Here is a 15,927-nt window from a genome sequence, read left to right as displayed (position 1 = left end):
TCGGGCAAGACGCAGCGGATGGCGCGTATGCCAAGTTCATTATGGAGTGACAGATGAACATTACCCAAATCTTGTGTGATCAAGTTGATCTTCGGCCCGATGCAACCGCGATCTACGCGGCAACAGGTGACCTGACTTACGCGGAATTGGGGCGTCGTGTGGCGACCGTTTCGGCGGGTTTGGACAAGGCAGGCGTGTTGCTGGGCGATGTTGTGGCAATCCGGCTGGACGATCCTGTAGACCATTGGATCGCAACACTGGCCATCGCGCATGTTGGTGGAACCGTCATCAGCGTGCCGCGGTCCATGCCAGAGGCCCAACGTGACCGAATTTTCCAAATGACAGGATGCGCAAAGGTGCTTTCGGGGGATGAATATTCTGGGGCAGATGCTTTGGCCGAAATATACGACATATCGTATTCGCTTGCGCAGGCCGCCCAATCCGATGGTGTTTTGCGTCCGGCCAGCGTCGACCCGGCGCAACCTTGGATTTTCGCAAATGGCTCAGGATCGACGGGACAGCCAAAAATTATTCCATGTACGCATGAAACAGAAATGCGCCGCACTGCACGACAACATTTCCAAAGAAGTGGAAATGAAAGATATACAATTCATTCAATGATTGGAATTCATTTCCTCGCGGGAAAAAGAATAAATCTAAAGGCTATTCTGTTTTGTGATGCAATTCATACCTCAAGGGTAAGTATCGAAAAACTGTGCCAGAAAGTAGAAGAGGAAAAGGTAAACATCATATATGCTACGCCATATCATGCAGAGAAAATAATTTCCCAAACTTCAAGTCATGATACTCCCATATTTTCAAAATTGCACATTCTATTTTTAAGCTCAGCCACAATCTCAGCTGATCTAAGAAAGAGAGCTGCATCATGCCTGACGCCACAAGTTCATATCATTTACGGTAGCAACGAAAGTAGCATTGTTAGTATTGCGCGTCCTAAAGATGTCTTTCAAAATCTGAAAAGTGTTGGGCATATTTGCGATGATGTAGATGTAGAAATTGTTGATGACTTTGGAAACCTTGTTCCAAGCGGGAAGCAGGGTTTGATCCGCATTAAGACAGATACGCAAATTGACGGCTATCATGGCGACCCTGAAGCAACGGCCAAAGCATTTCGGGATGGCTGGTATTATCCGGGCGACGTCGGGTATTTTATGCCAGATGGGCAATTGGCTCATCTTGGGCGCGCTGATGATATGATGATTGTCAGCGGTGTAAATCTGTTCCCAGCAGAAGTAGAAAAGTGTCTCCGGCAGGTATCAGGTGTCCTTGATGTGGCAGTAAGGCCATTGCCTCACAAACAACTTCAGGATCTACCAGTGGCGTTGGTTGTTGTTGCGGCCAGTGCGCGGCTTGACGCAAAAGAATTAGTGCAGTCAGTCCGTGACCAGATTGGAAAACATGCCTTATATGATGTCGAATTCGTCGAACGGCTTCCAATCAATGAACAAGGAAAATTGCCGCGTAGTGCCTTTGCGGAGGTCTTTCGCAAAAAATGGGACCGACTTGAGCAAAAGGCCCCCTCGCCAGCCAAACCCAAGACCGCTGAACCGCAAAAAGCCAAACCTATCCGGTCGGTCAGCTTTAAGCTTCCCACCGATGTCAAGGCAGAGGACCTTGTGGCGTGGATCGCGTGCCTTGACGCCGATCTGGCACCGCTGACGGCCCAAGAGGCGCGCAACCGGTCGCAGAATGAGGCTTATGCATGGTTTTCGTCGGTGCTTGATCTGACGGTATGTTTTTTGCAAACCCTGCGTGTACCAATCTTTGATCGTTTCGAGATTGTCGGGTTTAAGCGCGCGCCAGGTACTCAGGATACCTTGGAGGTTGCTTTTCTCATGCCGCGCGCGACGCTGGTTTCCGGCGATTTGGTAGATAAGGTGTTCAAGGTGGCATTCAAGGTTGCGCTTTGGGTGCGGGGCAAACGACCTGAGGCCCCAACTGAACGGGCACAGTTTTTCCAAGCGATTACAAACGAGGTTGTGACGCCTTTTTCGGACGCGACTGCGAAGGGTAAATCGACATTTCAAGTGCTGCGCGCCGCGTATGATTTGGGTATTCCGTATTTCCCGTTGCCCAATGGCGTGTACCAGTTGGGTCTTGGCGCGCACGGGTGCCGTATTCATCGCAGCACCACGGATCAGGACAGCGCGTTTGGCGCGACATGGTCCAAGAACAAACTGGTGTCGGCGGCGCTTTTGCGCGAGGCCGGGTTGCCTGCGCCGGATCACGTCCAAGTGTCCACACCCGAGGCGGCGCAGGATGTCTCTGAGCGGTTTGGCTATCCGGTCGTTGTCAAACCAGCGGATCTTGAGCGCGGGGAAGGCGTGAGTGTCGATGTGGGCGCAGCAGAGCTGAATTCTGCGTTTCAGCGCGCGCATGAATGTTCGCCCGGTAAGGCGGTCATCGTCGAACGGCAGATCGCGGGGACCTGCCATCGATTGTTCGTGGTCCGTGGCGCGCTGTTATACGCTGTCCAACGCCTTCCAATCGGAGTGTATGCCAATGGTGTTTCAACCGTCACAGCATTGGTTGATGCGGAATGTGCCGTTCAAGAGGCCGCGCCACCCTGGAAGCGTTCTGGGATCAGACCTGTGGATGATCTGGCACAGATCAGTTTGAAGAATGCGGGTCTAAGCCCTGACGCTGTTCCCATGGCAGGAAACTTCGTGCCGCTGCGCAGGATCGAGACGACCGCTTGGGGCGGGGTGGACGAAGACGTCACGGACACAATTCACCCAGAGAACACGCGTTTGGCAATTGCCGTGGCAAACCTGTTTGGCTTGGACGTTGCTGGTGTGGATCTTATCAGTACGGATATCACGCAGCCCTGGCATGCCACAGGGGCAGCGATCAACGAAATCAACTTTGCGCCTTTGCTGGGCGGCGGTGACATTTCGAAACGGCATCTCTCAGAATATCTTGAGCGGATATTGGTGAACATGGGCCGCATTCCGATCCATGTTCACACGGGCGGTGAACAGGCGCTGTCGCGCGCGCGGGCTCAATGGGATCAATTGCGACTGTCCGGTCTGAATGCGGTGTTGTTGTGTGCTCAAGACGCGCTGGACGGTAAGGGGCATGCGCAGGCCTTATGTGCGGTGGATTTAGAAGCGCGTGCGAAGGCTTTGATGTTGCGGCGTGACGTGCAAGCCATCGTGGTTGTCGCCCCAACTACCGAAGACGCACAAAAAATCGAGCAATTGGCCCGGCTTTAGTTCGTGTGCCTGAGGCGTCAGGCACACTCTGGGTCGTTGATTGATCGCGGGGTTGTCTGGGGTGATTTCGCAACCGCGCGGGCAAAGCCGTAGGGGTACGCGCTTTAGCCCGATTTATGCATGGCTGGGAACTCTGGATGGTATTGTGTTGGCTATGCGAGCCCGGGAGCACACAGTGCTGTTTCGCGCAAAATGTGCAGATATCCAAAGGATTAATGGTGGCGTGGGGGGGACTCGAACCCCCGACCTAACGATTATGAGTCGTTCGCTCTAACCAACTGAGCTACCGCGCCGGACCGTCGCGTGAGTACGAAGGGGGGCGCGTGCCGTCAAGGGCAAATCTTGGTTTTTTGCCCAAGACTGGACGCTGTTGCCCGTGATGGGGAACGCGGTGTAGCCGCAAGGTGCCGGATGCGTTGACGGGTCCACAGTTTTCGTGGGGCCGACTCCGCCTCGTCACGCTTATTTCACAATCTTTTCGTCCTTCACGAACATGTTCGCCCAGGCACGGTCCACCAGTTCGGGGGTCATCTTATAGGGCCACCCTTCAAAGTCGCAGACCGCGATCATCTGGTCGATCAGGAAGACCGGTTGGTAGTTGGCGTAGATGTTGCCGATGGTCGGATACTTGGTCTTGAGAAGGTGGATCAGCGATGTTTCACAGAGCTGCATTTTCTTCTTCTTGGCCACCATTGAGAAAATCTTGAGAAAGTTCTGCTGATCTGGCCCGTCGATTTTGATCTTGAAAAAGATCCGGCGCAGGGCGGCCTGGTCAAAGATCTCGTTCGGGTGGAAGTTGGTCGAGAAAATAACCAGCGTGTCAAACGGCACTTCGAATTTTTCGCCTGACTGCAACGCAAGGATATCGCGGGATTCCTCCAGCGGAACAATCCAGCGGTTGACCAGCTTTTGCGGCGGTTCGGCCTGACGACCAAGGTCGTCGACGATAAAGATGCCGCCGGTGGATTTGAGTTGTAGCGGCGCCTGATAGGTGCGCGCTGTCGGGTTATAGACAAGGTCGAGCATATCAAGAGACAATTCACCACCGGTGATGACGGTGGGGCGCGCGCACAGAACGTAGCGGGTGTCAAAGCGGTTGGTCAGGCGCAGGCCGCTTGCGCTTGACGCGGTTTCGGCAGCGCTGTGCACAATGGGATCATAGACGGTGATCACCTGACCAGCGTATTCGATGGCGTGGGGGATATAAATCTTGTCCCCCATCGCGTCGCGGATGCCGTTAGAGATCGACGATTTCCCGTTGCCCGGAGGGCCGTACATCAGGATCGAGCGTCCCGCGCCAACGGCAGGACCAAGATCGCCCAGAAGGGCAGGCGGCAAAATAAGGTGCCCCATCGCATCGGTCAGCTGTTGCCGCGAGATGTGGATGTTGCGGATCGACTGCCGTTTGATCTGTTCGGAATAGACCTCAAGCGGGACCGGCATCGCACCATAGTACTCGGATTGCGCCAACGCATCCAGCGCACGGGCCTTGCCCGCATCGGTGAGCTGATAGCCCATCTCTGACCCGTTATTCGCGTTCAGGGTGCCTGTGGCCTCAAGCAGCAACTGACCGCGCGCGTAGTCGATCAGCTCTTGGGTGATGGGCACAGGCAGGCATACAGACTGAGCAATTGCGGTTGCCGTTGAGACGTTCTTGCGGAAGATCGTCTTGAGGATGATGTCGCGCATCATCACCGGCTGAAGCCGCATGTCTTCCAATCGCTTGGGCGGAGGAGGCGCCATGACAGCGCTTGTTTGCATGTTCATCGGAAGCCCCGGAGTGATTCAGCCAAGTATGTTAGGCTGACCCTCGCAGGCCAATGTGGCAACAGAAGGGCTAGGGCGGGACCGGTTGTTGGCAGTCACCTGCCAAACCACGCCCCCAAGGCAAGGTAGATGGCCAATGTCCCGCCAAGGGTCAGTCCCATGGGGAATTTGGGGTTTGTCCAGCTTGCCCAATGCGGAGCGATCTTGCGCAGAGCTGTGTGTTTGCCGATGCGATGCGCCACAAACGCAGCCAGAATGTTGGCGGCAAACAGCGCCATCAGGAACCGCATATCCCCCACATGGATAAAGGGGGCGGCGGCGGCGGCGAATTTGGCATCGCCTGCGCCCATGATCCCGCCTGCATTCAACGCAATGCCTGCGACCAGCACAACGACTAGGTGCAGGTAGCGCCAGAGATATGCATCAAAGGGCAGGGCGATCAGGCCGACCACCGCGTAGATGCCGAACAAAAGCACGACCATCTGGTTCGGAATGCGCATGTCGCGCATATCCGAAAACGCGACATAGACGCAGACAGGCAGCACGAAAGGCAGAAACACCAATGCCGAAAACGCCGAGACATCCATCGGGCGGCTCAGTTCACTACCGAGGATTCAAGCGCCTTCAGGCTCCGTGAAGCGGCCTCAAAATGCTGCGGATGGGTTTCGATTGCTTCGCGCATCAAGCCGCGACCGGTGATGACATCGCCGCGCTTGACCGCTGCCAGCCCCATGGAATGCAGCAGCTCTGCGCGTTCCACCTGCGTCATCGGCACCACGGGCAGAACATAATTGCCCTGCGCCCCGCGCGCGAGCACGAGGTTGTTCTTTGCGGTGAACAGGTCGTTGTCATTCTGGATCGCCTGAGTGAACAGGCGTTCAGCCCCCGGAAAATCACCACGGGTCAGTTTGGAAAAGCCCCAGTTGTTCAGGACCGATGCCGGGGTGGTCGTCAGGCCAACGGCGATTTCATAGAAACTGTCGGCCTTGTCCCACTGTTTATTGCTGTCAGCGATCATCGCTTCAAGGCGATAGCGCTTGAACGTTTCATGCGTGGGATTGATCGCATTAAGAACGGTTTCAGCGCGGTCCCATTCATTGTTGCGGATCAGCGCATCTGCCAGTTCGACGCGGTCATCGTCGGTCGCCTCTTCATGCGCGACCACCCGTGCCCATGCGGCCACACCTTCGGTGTTGCGTCTGGCACGAATAAGCGAAATGGCCAGGCTGCGGAGCAGGTCCATACGCTCGGGCGCGGCGTTGCTGGCCCTTTGGAAATAGGATACGGACTCGTTGGGGTCCGATACTGTCAGCATCACCTCGTTCAGGTTGGTTCCATCAATGGCGTTTACGCCCTGAAACTCCCGATCGACAGCTTCGGTATCAATACGTTGGTCGCACCCAGCAAGTGCAAACGCCCCTGTTACACACAGGGTTACGATAAAGGGATGGCGCATTTTTGCGTCCTCTACTGCTCTGCCTCATCACTGTGTCGGACGGATTAAGAAGCTACCGCTGCCGCGCCGCACAAGTTTATATTCTTGTTCTATTGTCGCATCATACTGCGAATTTTCCATTTTTGCGAGAGCCAAGCGCAGATTATCCCGAATTGCAACACTTTCGCCATTGTCGAGCGCGAAGGCCCGTTGAAAAGTCTGTGCGGCCTCGGGGGTTTTGCCCTGTTCGATCAACACAACGCCAAGATTGTTCCAAGCATCCGGGCTGTCTGGATCGTCTTTGATGGCGCGGCGCAAAAGGTCTTCTGCCTGGTTCAGGCGGCCAAGCGCGAGGTTGGCAGAGCCTAGCGATGTGATCACTTCGGGGGTCAGGCCCTGTTCCGCCGCTGCAAGCTGAAATGAGCTGAGCGCGAGTTCATGTTCGCCCGCAGCCATCAGCCTGTGGCCGACCGTCAATTGATCAACAGCGGCACCTCTTGGGTCCACGCTGGGGGCAAAAACAGAACCGTCGGACGTGGAAAAACCGCCCGGTCCACAGGCGGTCACTCCGAATGCGATCACGACGGCCAAGGTGCGGCCAAGCTTCATCGGGTTACGGCCCCCCCATTTCACCCAGTTTCTGAATGCCAAGAACCGATGGACCCACAAGAATGATCAGCAGCGGCGGCACGGTGAACATCATTGTGGTCAAAGTCATTTTGGTTGGCAACTTGTTTGCCTTTTCTTCGGCCCGCATGACCCGCTTGTCACGCATTTCTGCCGCATAAACCCGAAGCGCGTCAGAAATCGGGGTGCCGAAGCTTTGGCTTTGGTTGAGAACGGTGACAAAGGACATCACGTCCTGCACCCCGCAGCGTTCACCCATGTCATTCAGAACAGCCGATTTGTCCTTGCCGGCCTTCATTTCGTGGCTGACCAGTTCGAATTCCTCGGCAAGGGAGGGGTAGGAGGCGCGTAGTTCGGTGCCCACGCGCACAATGGACTGGTCCATGGACTGCCCCGCTTCGACGCAGACAAGCATCATGTCAAGACTGTCAGGAAAGCCGGTTTCGATCTCTTCCTGCCGCGTTTGGACCCGCTTGGTGATCCAGTATTTCGGGAAGTAATAACCCGCAGCGCCCGGCCCAAGCGTATACATGACCGTTTGCTGGGTGGTTGCCTGGGATGGGTCCATCACAAGCATGAAATACGCCACACCGATGATCAGGCCACCAATGCCCAGGGCGAACTGCGCGAAGTAGTAGACCTGAACCGCGTCCTTGGTGCGGTATCCGGCACGCAACAGTTTCATCCGCACTTCGGACAGTTCTTTTGCGTCCTGCGGTTCAAGGAATTGCGCGTATTTATTAAGCTTTTCGTTCTTCCTTTTGTCGCGCAACACGGCGCGCGTTTGCGCGTCAAGCGCATTGCGCCCGGCCTGAGTGTTCAGGCGGTCCATCGGGTTGGACCGGGACAGAAAGAACATCGGGATCGCCAGCACAAGCAGCAACAACCCCAGCGACGCGATGATGATCATCGGTCCGGCGGGGCCCAGAAGAGTGTAGGCGAATTGGTTGAAAGCTTGCATATTCCGGTCCTCAGACTTTGATATTCACAAGGGTGCGCATCACCAGAAGGTTGACGACCAGAAACGATCCAACCACGAAACAGGCGGGTATGAACCATGGGTGGTCCAAAACCTCGTCGTAGTAATTCGGATCGGTCAACTGAATGACGATCAGCGCGCCAATCGGGAAGGCGGACAAGAATTTGCCGGACCACTGGGCTTCTGCGGTGATGGCTTTCACACGGCGGAACAGACGGAACCGCGCACGGATCACCTTTGCCAGGCCCTCGAGGATTTCGGCAAGGTTGCCCCCGGACTGCTGCTGGATCGACACGGCCACTGCGAGAAACCGCAAATCCTGCATGTCCAGACGTTCGGCCATTGCCTTAAGCGCGTCACCAATATCGCGGCCATAGCTGGACTCGTCGGCAATAATCCCGAACTCGGTTGCCAGAGGATCCTTGATTTCCTTTGATACGATCGAAATCGCAGACGAAAACGGGTGACCCACGCGCAATGACCGCACCATGAGTTCCACCGCATCCGGCAATTGTTCTTCGATCAAGGAAAGACGTTTGTTGGCCTTGGACGAAATCCAGAAAAACACCCCTCCCACGCCCATCCCGATGCCCATCACGATCCGTACGGCAAGCCCGGCTTCTGTACCGACCGACAGGCCGACAAAGGCTGCAAAGCTGACAGCGATCATCACAAGAATGAGCTGCTTGGGAGTAAAGGCAATCGCGGCCTTCTGGGCACGGTCTGCAAGGATCGAATAAAGCGGCAACCCCCGCGAGGCCATGTGCTGGTCCATTTCCTTGCGGAGCTTGGCCAACACTTCGTCGCGCTTTGACCCCTTGTCGAGCATTTCAAGGCGGCGGTTGACGCGTTTGTTCAGGCTGATGGATTTGCCAAACGCGACAAGATAGACGCCCTCGACCAACACAAGGACGGCAATGAAGATCAGGCCGTAGACAATGGGTTCTGCGCTAAGTGTCATAATCAGTGGTTCCCGTTGAAGGGTTCATAAATCGACGGGGGCAGGTCGTAGCCCCACATCTTGAAGCGTTCTGCAAAGTTCGAACGGACACCGGTTGCGGTGAAATGGCCGATGATCTTGTTTTCCGGGGTCAGGCCGACGCGTTGAAAGCGGAAGATCTCTTGCATCGAGATGACATCCCCTTCCATGCCGGTGATTTCCGTGATCGACGTCATGCGGCGAGAACCGTCTTGCAGACGTGACGCCTGCACGATCAGGTTCACAGCCGATGAAATCTGGCTGCGCATCGCCTTGAGCGGCATCTCGATCCCGGCCATCGCAATCATGTTTTCCAGACGGCTGACACCATCGCGGGCGGAGTTGGCGTGGATCGTGGTCATCGATCCGTCGTGGCCGGTGTTCATGGCCTGCAACATGTCGATGACTTCCTCGCCACGGGTTTCCCCGACGATGATCCGGTCAGGGCGCATGCGCAAAGCGTTCTTCAGACAATCGCGCGGGCTGACTGCGCCTTTGCCTTCAACGTTGGCGGGTCGGCTTTCCATTCGGCCCACATGGGACTGCTGCAACTGAAGTTCCGCAGTGTCCTCAATGGTCAGGATGCGTTCGCTGTCGTCGATGAAGGACGACAGCGCGTTCAACGTCGTCGTCTTACCCGAACCCGTACCACCAGACACGATGATGTTCAGGCGGGTCGCCACGGCGGCCTGAAGATAAACAGCCATTTCTTCGGTGAAAGCGCCAAAATTAACCAGATCGTCGATGCTGAGCTTGTCGGTTTTGAACTTACGAATAGAGACAAGAGAGCCATCTACCGCAATCGGTGGCACCATCGCGTTGAAACGCGATCCGTCCATCAAACGGGCGTCCACATACGGATTGGATTCATCGACCCGTCGCCCAACAGCGGACACGATCTTGTCGATGATCCGCATCAGGTGGCGTTCGTCCTTGAAGGTCACATCGCTGAGTTGCAGCTTGCCTTCGCGTTCCACAAAAATCTGATGTGGGCCGTTGACAAGAATATCGCTGACCGTTTCGTCCTTTAGCAGGGTTTCCAGCGGACCAAGACCCTTGACCTCGTCATACAGTTCCTGGTTCAGGGCCGAGCGCTCTTCGCGGTTGAGCACCATTCCCTTTTCCTGAAGGCTCTCGGTGATGATCGCGTTGATCTCTTCCTTAAGCTCGCCCTCGGTGGCCTTGTCCAATGCGGCAAGGTTGAGGTTGTCCAGCAACGCGCGGTGCAGATCAAGCTTGATATCGCTGAGCCGTTCCTTGCGTTTCTTGTCACGATCCGCCGATTCCGCCACCGCGGCTTTGGGCGGCAAAACTCTGCGCAGAGCTTTGGCTGGGCCGGGCGAATTTGCTGCTGGTGCCGCCTTGGGGGCGGCTGCCTTGGGGATCGCAACCGGTTCGTCAGCCGTCTTTTTGTAACGCGAAAACATATCGGGTCTCCTCAGGCGGCTTCAGCATCAGAGCGGCCGACTTCGTAAAGCGACTGCGCCAGTTTGGCGATTTCCTTGCGAAGCGGGTTTTTCGGTTGTTGCAAGCCCAAGGGCTGACCGTGGTCACCGGCCTCGCCAACGGCGCGGCCCCCATCGGGCAAATTCAGATCAATCGAGATATCAAGGCTTTCTTGCATCCGCTTGAGGCGGCTTTTGCCCTGAAGGTCGGTGAATTTCGGGGCGCGGTTCAGGACAAAGCGGATCTTTTCGAACGGCAGGTCTTCGGCCTGCAAGGCCCGTTTGAGCCGGAACGTGTTCTGTGCCGATCGCATGTCGAGCTCGATCACGCCGAAATAGACCTGCGCGGCATAGAGCACCGTTTCAGACCACTGCACGAGGCTGGGCGGCATATCCACGACCACAAAGTCAAAGTGGCGCGATGCCGTGTCCAGAAGCGCCTGCACTTCGGTTTGTCCAATAATGTCGAGCGGCGGCAAATCGGCTGGCGATGTAAAGACATGCAGCTTTTCTTCGAATGTGACGAGCGCTTGCCCAAACGTGTCATCGTCCATCGAATCGATGTCTGACAGCAGTTCAAGCACGGCTTCGCGGCGCTGCACGTCAAGATATGTCGACACCGCACCAAATTGCAGACCAAGATCCATGATGCACACGCGAGGCGGCTTTTCTTTGGTGACAGTCGCCAGTTCCCAGGCCAAGTTGGTGGCAAAGGTGCTGGCCCCGCACCCGCCTGCCATGCCCTGCACCGCGATGATCACACCGTCCCCATCAGAGGACAGCTTGACACTTTTGCCCTCCTTTCCAGCAACCACGCGGGGGGCTTCGGGCGTGCGCATCCGGTCGATGGCTGCGGCCAGTTCGCCTTCGGGAAGCGGGTAGGGGACAAATTCATCCGCGCCCTGTCGCAGCAGATGATGCAACGCCGAGGGCGTCACGTCATGGGCAATCAACACAACCTTGATCGCGCGCGCTTTTGCGGCAGCAATGATTGAGGAGAGGTGATCCACATTCGGTTCATCCTCGGCGTCGATGGCCAAAGCGACGAACTCAAGGTCTTCGCCTTCTTCTTGTGAAAAGAAGTGCATGGCTTCGTCAAAACCAAGGTCGCCCCAGGCTTCACCCAGAACAGCTTCCATGTCTTCGATCAGGAGGTCGAATTCCTGAACATCCCGACTGATTGTGCACGCGACAAGCGGTGCCGGCTGCGGGGGGCTGGGAAGGATACTCGTCATGTGCCTCATTTCCTCTAACTTCACGACATCCACGAGCGGCGTTTTGCCTGCATCGTGAAGGCCAATCCCGAGTCGCTCGGGAAGGACTGCTACGGTCCGAAGTTCGGCGGAAAACTTGGCAACATTGGGGCCGAATTACCGAAATTGTACGGTATTTCAGGCCGGTGGCATGGCCCCTTGCGGGGCCGTGCCTTTATTCAGAGGTCGAGAATTCGCCGCCTTCAATGCCGCTGATCCCGATTGTGGGTGTGGCACTGTTCACGTACTCGCGGTAAATGATTTCGGCATATTTGCCTTCCAAGACAGAAGGATGCGACCCAACAAAGCCCGAAACCTCGGTCACGGTCCGCCGGTTGCGGCGTTCGCGGCCTTCGGTCACGATCAGTGGCTGGGTTTCCCCAAATGAGACAACCGCCTCAAGCCGGTCCTTGCTGATACCTTGCGACGCAAGGAAGTTCACAACCGCATGTGCGCGGTTCAGGCCAAGCCGTTTGTTGTAGCCTTCGCTGCCAACAGCGTCGGTGTGCCCGTACACGCGGAAGTGGATTTCGGGAAATTGCCGGATCCAGTTCGCCTGTTCACGCAACGTGTCTTTTGCCCCGGTGTCGAGAACGGCACTGTTGAAGGCAAAGTTGACCGTGGTCATGACTTCGCTGGCAAATCGTTGCGATAAATCATAGGTATAGCGCTTTTCGCCATTCATGATCTGCACGTTGTTCATGGTGGCAACCCCAAAGTTTCCGGGATCGACCAAGGCACCTGCTTCACGATTGAAGGCGCTGTAGACCGGATCGCTGGTTGCACAGGCGGCAAGCAGGGCAAGGCCGGTCAAGGCTGCGGGAATACGGAGATTTTTTTGAACTGCCATCGCTTCAATCCATCACATAGCCGTAGGACCCGCTAAAGTCCTGCTTGGCCACTTCGCCAGCCGCGCCACGCAAATTGCGCGAGTCGCTGGCGACGCGTCCAAAGAGGAACAGGTCTTTTTCGGTCGGGGGACGTACACGGTCGGTGGGCAAAGCAAGCGCTTCACCGCGTGTCGGAGTGACAAGATGCGGCGTGATGATGATCACCAGCTCGGATTGTTCGCGCCGGTATTCCGCACTGCGGAACAACGCGCCGAGAACTGGGATATCACCAAGCCATGGCACCTGATCGTTCAGGTCACGGAAATCGTCCTGAAGCAGACCGGCGATGGCAAAGCTTTCGCCGTCCCGAAGCTCAACCGTGGTCTGGGTTTCGCGGCGGCGGAAGCCGTCGATGCGAATGGCACCAATGTCGACACCGCTGTCCGGGTCAATTGACGATACGGCCGCTTCCAGTTCGAGGTTGATCAGATCGCCGTCCAGAACACGCGGGATGAAGTTCAGCTCGACGCCAAAGGGCTTGAATTCAACTGCGATGGCACCGTTGTCTTGGGCGACGGGGACGGGATATTCGCCACCGGCCAGAAACTTGGCTTCCTGTCCCGACAAGGATGTCAGGTTGGGTTCTGCCAGGGTGCGCACAACGCCTTTGGATTCCAACGCTTCCAAAAGGATGCCGATTTCCAGACCACCGGCATTAAAGCCGAACAGGACCGCGTTTTGTGCATCCGCAGACGATCGCAGTTTGTCTGCGACGCTGTCCAGCGCAGCCGACGGGCCCGCATTGCCGGTGCCAAGTTCGAGACCCAGGTCGCCGTCAAGAACCGATCCGCCCGTCGCAAGCGATGATTGGAGGGATTTGGAGACAGACCGCTGCATCTCTGCAAAACGGACTTTCAGCATCACCTGCTGAACACCACCAACCGACATCAGGTTCGATACGCGTTCGGGTGCGTAGCGCGATGCAAGGTCAAGGGCGCGCTGCATGCGAATGGTGCTCGACACCGTTCCCGAAAGAACGATCCCGTCATTGGCCGTGCGCACTTCGATTTTTTCGTCTGGTAGAATCTGACGAAGACGTTCTTTGAATTCGGTCAAATCCGGTGCGACCGTGACGTCCACATTCGTGATCAACTGCCCATTCCCGTCAAGGATGGTCAGCGTCGTTGTGCCCGGGGTTTTCCCGAGGACATAAATCGTGCGCTCTGAAAGCGATGAGATATCCGCAATGGAGGGGTTGGCGATGCTCAGCTCTGCAAACGGAACTTCGCTTTCAACCACCACCGCACGGTTCATCGGAACGTTCAGGGTTGATTCTGTATTTGTTCGAATGACGCGGAGTGTTTCAGCAAATGCTGCATGCGCCACTGGAGTAATGGCAAGGACCGCGCCCAACAGGGCGGCCTTGAAGGAACTGCTCGTGTACATGTGACCTGCCTTTCCGATCACGCCTCAGGATTGGGTCTTTTTGCCCGATATTGCGATTAACCTGCGTCAAGTTGTGTTTTATTGCAAGAATCAATGATTTCAGAGGTGTGTTTGATGTGGATAAGGCGCAACATAATGCTGCGCCATATCCTGTGCCTTAAGGCGGCACTTGTCCAAATGCGGTAGTGCCCTCGTCAGTTCGTACAAGGGATGGGCATTTCAACCAATTCCCCACCCCGCCGGGTACGAATGGTACAAACTTCAGCAGCGCGGGGTTCGTTGACAATTTCTTGCTCGACCAGTCCCAAAAGGGACCGTTGGTCGACTTCGATGACGTCGGCAACAGTGTCGTCGTTGCGCCCCATCAGCGACAACGACAGCCGTCCGGTGGATTGTGCCTGTGCCAACGAGGCTACCTGCTGCGGGCTGGCGGCCACGGTCACGGTGCGTGCGATGGTCGTTGCTGCGGATTCTGTTTGGGATGTTTGGTCAATGGCAATCAACCGGACACCTGTTTCGATCAGCTTGGTCACTTCACCCACAGGGGCGTTGGAGTCGTTGCTTCTGACGCGCCCGGTCCAGTAGACATCCACCCGGTCGCTGGGCCGAAGAAAGCCCGACACACCTGACGCGACATCCACTTTGATCGCAAAGGCGCGCTGGCCGCGCTCAAGCCGCGATGTGAGGCCGGCATCCGCGCCCGGATCGCTGACCTTGGATTCCATGATCGCCTCGTGCTTTTCGATCGGGCGCAGGGCAACACGCATCGCGTCGCCCTCGGCGTTCAGCGGTTTGGCCTCATCATAGAAGTTTTCGGGCAGGGTTTGCTTGGGCCAAGGCATCAAGGCGATGTCTTCGGCAGCGATCACTTCACCATAGTCGATCGCCCGTGTGGCGACGTAGATCTGTTGAACTGGTACGCTTTCAGTGACCTTGTTACGTTCCTGCTCAAGCGCGGTTTGATACGCGCCAATATAGTTTTGTGCCATGTAAACCGCAAATCCGGCCAAAGCCAGACCAGCGATAAGGACGAGTCCAAAGACGATGCGCATTTTGCCTCCTTGCATGTATTCATGATGCACCAAACGTGTGCTGAAACATGGTTCAATTGTCGGATATAGCGGACCATTGTGTCTGCGTGTTGGGCGCTTTGTGACGAAACTGTGGAGTTCCGCGTGCCCTAAGTGTCATCGAGACGCTGGATTTGGGTAGAGGCGGGGCTGTTACGAGCGCGCAACGTCAGCGGTGTGGGGTATCTGTCCGCCAGTGGTCAAAGACAGTGGCGCGCCGCGATTTTGCAATCTGGACACTCCACCAACTGCTAACCCTATGGCCGCTGCTGTCACAAAAAGCCAGTCCACCGTTATCAAGCTGGTTTAATGCTCAACACGCGTTCTGCAAAATCCGAGCATTTTTAAAACTCATGCACCAATAAAAACAGGGAAGGCGCGCAGACGCGCACCTTCCCCAAACTCGTAAGGCTGATTAACCGTAAATTACGATTATTCGCCGAGGTAGTCTTGCGCGTTGAGAACTGCGGCGCCAGTTGCGGTCAGAACGGTGTCGGTGTTGCCCTGGATCGCGCCGTAGGCTGCGATGGCCAGACCCACAACTGCGGCTGTCAGAACAACCCAGTCAACTGTTACTGCGCCGTCTTCGTCGTTGCGGAAGTTTTTGATGAAATTGATCATGTTGATCTCCATAGTCCTAGGTTTTGCTCACGTTGGCCAAGCTCGAGACTTTGTGTTGAGCGCTCTCTCATTCGCCCCATCCCGTCTTGGATGGCCCCTTATAGTCGTCGGATTGGGGCAGCAGTTTGACGGCATTGGTCCGTTTTTGTAGCCGCTTAAAATAGTAAATATTTAAAGATCAAGCCATTGTTTTTAATTGTTAAAAATTTTCAAAATTCACCACATTTGATGTTTTTGAC

The 15,927-nt window shown here is 56.0% G+C and carries 13 protein-coding genes and 1 tRNA gene; 1 reads left to right on the top strand and 13 read right to left on the bottom strand.

Features of this window, described 5'->3' with window-relative positions; all coding sequences use genetic code 11:
* Positions 1–53: 53 nt before the first annotated feature.
* A complete protein-coding gene (locus ACSHXH_RS13190; RefSeq protein ID WP_435672271.1) occupies positions 54–3,236 on the top strand; it encodes an AMP-binding protein in 3,183 nt (1,060 codons plus the stop codon).
* A gap of 216 nt (positions 3,237–3,452) precedes the next feature.
* Here the strand turns inward: ACSHXH_RS13190 and ACSHXH_RS13185 are convergent.
* From ACSHXH_RS13185 to ACSHXH_RS13125, 13 genes are all read right to left on the bottom strand, one after another.
* Positions 3,453–3,529, bottom strand: a tRNA-Met gene (locus ACSHXH_RS13185).
* Between the two features lie 169 nt (positions 3,530–3,698).
* Positions 3,699–5,003 (bottom strand): ATPase, encoded by a 1,305-nt coding sequence (locus tag ACSHXH_RS13180; protein ID WP_435672270.1) that lies wholly within the window; start codon positions 5,001–5,003, stop codon positions 3,699–3,701.
* Positions 5,004–5,098: 95 nt separating this feature from the next.
* Positions 5,099–5,590: a prepilin peptidase gene (locus tag ACSHXH_RS13175; RefSeq protein WP_435672269.1), complete on the bottom strand. Its 492-nt coding sequence runs from the start codon at positions 5,588–5,590 to the stop codon at positions 5,099–5,101.
* 8 nt (positions 5,591–5,598) lie between these two features.
* Positions 5,599–6,459 (bottom strand): tetratricopeptide repeat protein, encoded by an 861-nt coding sequence (locus ACSHXH_RS13170; protein ID WP_435672268.1) that lies wholly within the window; start codon positions 6,457–6,459, stop codon positions 5,599–5,601.
* Positions 6,460–6,486: 27 nt separating this feature from the next.
* Positions 6,487–7,047: a tetratricopeptide repeat protein gene (locus ACSHXH_RS13165; protein WP_435672267.1), complete on the bottom strand. Its 561-nt coding sequence runs from the start codon at positions 7,045–7,047 to the stop codon at positions 6,487–6,489.
* 4 nt (positions 7,048–7,051) lie between these two features.
* On the bottom strand, positions 7,052–8,026 hold the full coding sequence (locus tag ACSHXH_RS13160; protein WP_435672266.1) for a type II secretion system F family protein: 975 nt from the start codon (positions 8,024–8,026) through the stop codon (positions 7,052–7,054).
* Positions 8,027–8,036: 10 nt separating this feature from the next.
* The gene (locus tag ACSHXH_RS13155; RefSeq protein WP_435672265.1) at positions 8,037–9,005 is read right to left on the bottom strand and encodes a type II secretion system F family protein; all 969 of its coding nucleotides are present in this window, start codon (positions 9,003–9,005) and stop codon (positions 8,037–8,039) included.
* A 2-nt stretch (positions 9,006–9,007) separates the two neighbouring features.
* The gene (locus tag ACSHXH_RS13150) at positions 9,008–10,450 is read right to left on the bottom strand and encodes a CpaF family protein (protein ID WP_435672264.1); all 1,443 of its coding nucleotides are present in this window, start codon (positions 10,448–10,450) and stop codon (positions 9,008–9,010) included.
* Positions 10,451–10,461: 11 nt separating this feature from the next.
* Complete coding sequence (locus ACSHXH_RS13145; RefSeq protein WP_435672263.1) at positions 10,462–11,703, bottom strand: AAA family ATPase; 1,242 nt, start codon at positions 11,701–11,703, stop codon at positions 10,462–10,464.
* Positions 11,704–11,896: 193 nt separating this feature from the next.
* Positions 11,897–12,571 (bottom strand): OmpA family protein, encoded by a 675-nt coding sequence (locus ACSHXH_RS13140; RefSeq protein ID WP_435672262.1) that lies wholly within the window; start codon positions 12,569–12,571, stop codon positions 11,897–11,899.
* Positions 12,572–12,575: 4 nt separating this feature from the next.
* Positions 12,576–13,997, bottom strand: coding sequence for a type II and III secretion system protein family protein (locus ACSHXH_RS13135; protein ID WP_435672261.1), 1,422 nt, complete (start codon positions 13,995–13,997; stop codon positions 12,576–12,578).
* A 194-nt stretch (positions 13,998–14,191) separates the two neighbouring features.
* On the bottom strand, positions 14,192–15,049 hold the full coding sequence (cpaB, locus tag ACSHXH_RS13130; RefSeq protein WP_435672260.1) for a Flp pilus assembly protein CpaB: 858 nt from the start codon (positions 15,047–15,049) through the stop codon (positions 14,192–14,194).
* 450 nt (positions 15,050–15,499) lie between these two features.
* Complete coding sequence (locus ACSHXH_RS13125; protein ID WP_435672259.1) at positions 15,500–15,688, bottom strand: Flp family type IVb pilin; 189 nt, start codon at positions 15,686–15,688, stop codon at positions 15,500–15,502.
* Positions 15,689–15,927: the final 239 nt, after the last annotated feature.

The sequence above is a fragment of the Marivita sp. genome (assembly GCF_051251565.1).
In the GTDB taxonomy this organism is placed as follows: domain Bacteria; phylum Pseudomonadota; class Alphaproteobacteria; order Rhodobacterales; family Rhodobacteraceae; genus Marivita.
Note: the sequence above shows the minus strand (reverse complement) of the source record. Positions and strands in the feature narration are given on the sequence as shown.